This is a genomic window from Streptomyces sp. SID11385 (assembly GCF_010548245.1).
GTDB lineage: Bacteria > Actinomycetota > Actinomycetes > Streptomycetales > Streptomycetaceae > Streptomyces.
On sequence record NZ_JAAGLR010000264.1, the window covers coordinates 1 to 2109 of the forward strand.

Genomic DNA, 2109 nt, shown 5'->3' on the forward strand with positions numbered 1-2109 from the left:
GGCGAACGGCACGGCCGCCGCCCGCGCGGGGTCGAGGAACGGGGCGCCGGGCTGGCGCGCACGTGGCGCGCGGGGTGGCGCGGAGAGAGGCGACTGAGCGGTGTACATGGGGTGGGCGTATCCCTTCCTGGGCCCGCGAGCCCTTCGTGGGCCCGCGCATCGGACGCGCCCGCCCGGCCCGGTGACCTGCGACACCCTGGGGAGTGCCGACAGGGCGCCGGGCCGGGTTGGCGCGCTTCCTACCCGACACCCGGCGCGCCATGGCAGACCATCTGGCGCACCCTGGCGAACCCTGGCGAATACTCGCTCCGCACGTGACCGGCCGTTAGTGTCAAATCAGCCGAGAACCTGGGGGCTTGACGTGAGCGGACAACCCAACACCCGCCTTGGTGACCTGTTCGGCATGACCGGCTGGTCCAAGGGCGAACTCGCGAGACTGGTGAACCGGCGGGCGGCGGCCATGGGCCACCCCCAGCTCGCCACCGACACCTCGCGCGTACGGCGCTGGATCGACGTGGGTGAAATTCCCCGCGACCCGGTACCGCGGGTGATGGCCGCCCTGTTCACCGAGCGTCTCGGCCGTGTCGTGACCATCGAGGATCTCGGCCTGGTTAGGCGCGGGCGCGCGGGGAGCGCGCACACCGGGGGGAGCGTCGACAACCCCGACGGTGTGCCGTGGGCGCCCGAGAAGACGGCCGCGTTCCTCACCGAATTCACGGGAATGGACCTCATGCTCAACCGACGCGGCTTGGTGGGCGCGGGTGCCGCGCTCGCCGCGGGCTCCGCCCTCAGCACCGCCATGCACGACTGGCTGCACACCGACCCCGTCCTCGCGGCCGACCGGCCGCGCGACGGCGACCCCCTCCACGCCGAACCGGCGGGCTGGGACCGCTACGAAGCGGCTCCTGTCGGCTCCCAGGAGATCGACGAACTCGAGAACTCCGTCGAGGTCTTCCGCGCCTGGGACGCCTCCCGCGGCGGCGGCCTCCAGCGCAAGGCCGTCGTCGGCCAGCTCAACGAGGTCGGCGGCATGCTCGCCTACCACCACCCCGCGCATCTCCAGCGCAGGCTGTGGGGCGTCGCCGCCAACCTCGCGGTGCTCGCCGGCTGGATGTCCCACGACGTCGGCCTCGAACCCACCGCGCAGAAGTACTTCCTCATCGCCGCGCACGCGGCCCGCGAGGGCGGCGACCGGCCCCGCGCGAGCGAGGCGCTCTCCCGCGCCGCGCGCCAGAAGATCCACCTCGGCGACCCGGGCGAGGCCCTCGACCTCATGAAGCTCGCGGGCTCCGGCGCGGGCGAGGGCGCCCTGCCCCGTACCCGCGCGATGTTCCGCACCATCGAGGCGTGGGCGCACGCCTCGATGGGCCACGGCCAGGCGATGCGCCGCACGCTCGGCGAGGCGGAGGAACTCTTCGTCTCGGACAAGGGCGTGGGGGAGCATCTGAGCTGGATGCAGATGTTCGACGAGGCCGACCTGTACGGCATGCAGGCCCTCGCCTACCGCACCCTCGCCGAGCACGACCCCAGCGCGGCACCCGTCGCCCAGGCCCACGCCAAGCGCGCCCTCGCCCTGCGCAACGCCGAACGCCAGCGCTCGCAGATCTTCGACCACCTCTCGATGGCCTCGGCCTGCTTCCTCGGCAACGACCCCGAACAGGCCGACTTCTACGCCCGGCTGGCGCTCCAGTCGATCGGCGAGACGTCCTCGCTGCGCACCTGGGACCGGCTGCGCCAGATGTACCGCCTCACCGGCCAGTTCGCGGGCCACGCCCAGACCGATGTCCTGCGCGGCGACATCGAGCGCGTCATGCCGAGGACGCCGGGGAGGAACCGTGGCACGGGACGCGTCGCGGGAGCCTGAACGCGGCGCACCGCCGGGCCCCCGTCACGCAGCGGCACGTCCCCGTACGAGAGCGGTCCGGGCACGGACCGGCCCCCGCCTGCCGCCGCGTCACTCCCGTACGAGAGCGATCAGCAGACAGTCCTCACCACCGGGCGCGCCCGCGCCGGTACGCAGTGCCTCGCGGACGACCCGCGCGGCGTCCCGCGCCCCGGCCACCCCGGCGAGCCGCGGTGCGAGCGCGAGCAGGGGGTCCGTGTCGTCCC

1 protein-coding gene is annotated in these 2109 nt (G+C 73.8%); it reads left to right on the forward strand.

Annotated elements, in window-relative coordinates; genetic code table 11:
• Positions 1-361 precede the first annotated feature (361 nt).
• The gene (locus G3I42_RS08135; RefSeq protein WP_164283791.1) at positions 362-1864 is read left to right on the forward strand and encodes a hypothetical protein; all 1503 of its coding nucleotides are present in this window, start codon (positions 362-364) and stop codon (positions 1862-1864) included.
• The last annotated feature ends 245 nt before the right edge of the window (positions 1865-2109 follow it).